Source organism: Citrobacter sp. TBCS-14, from assembly GCF_005280805.1.
GTDB classification, from domain to species: Bacteria; Pseudomonadota; Gammaproteobacteria; order Enterobacterales; family Enterobacteriaceae; genus Citrobacter; species Citrobacter gillenii.
Window position 1 is genome coordinate 1 of sequence record NZ_SZWM01000907.1, and the last position, 515, is coordinate 515.

The window sequence follows — 515 nt, forward strand, 5'->3', positions numbered from 1 at the left end:
TGTTCCTGAAAATCAGAATAAGTTTATACGTAAGCAGATGCTTGAGAAAGATAACTGCGATTAAGCAGCTTCTTTCGCATCTCGTACAGCAGCCAGAGTACGAACCAGTTTGCCAGCCGAAGCTTCTTTCATGGTTGCCATCAGGCGTGCAATTGCTTCTTCGTAGGTCGGCAGAGTTGCCAGGCGATCGATTTGCGATGCCGGGATCAATTCACCTTCAAAGGCTGCGGCTTTGACCTCAAATTTTGCATTCGCTTTCGCGAAATCTTTGAACAGACGAGCAGCTGCGCCCGGGTGTTCCATAGAATATGCAATCAGGGTCGGACCAACGAACGCGTCTTTCAGGCACTCGAACTGAGTACCTTCAACAACACGGCGCAGCAGGGTGTTACGAACAACANCGAACAACACGCATGTATACGCCAGCTTCACGACCTGCTTTACGCAGTTCAGTCATTTTATCTACAGTTACGCCACGGGAATCCGCAACTACTGCAGACAGCGCGCCTTTGGCT

The 515-nt window shown here is 49.8% G+C and carries 1 pseudogene; it reads right to left on the reverse strand.

The features are described from left to right. Window positions 1–60 precede the first annotated feature (60 nt). Window positions 61–515: pseudogene (gene rplJ, locus FDX22_RS21990) on the reverse strand (50S ribosomal protein L10); the annotation flags it as partial.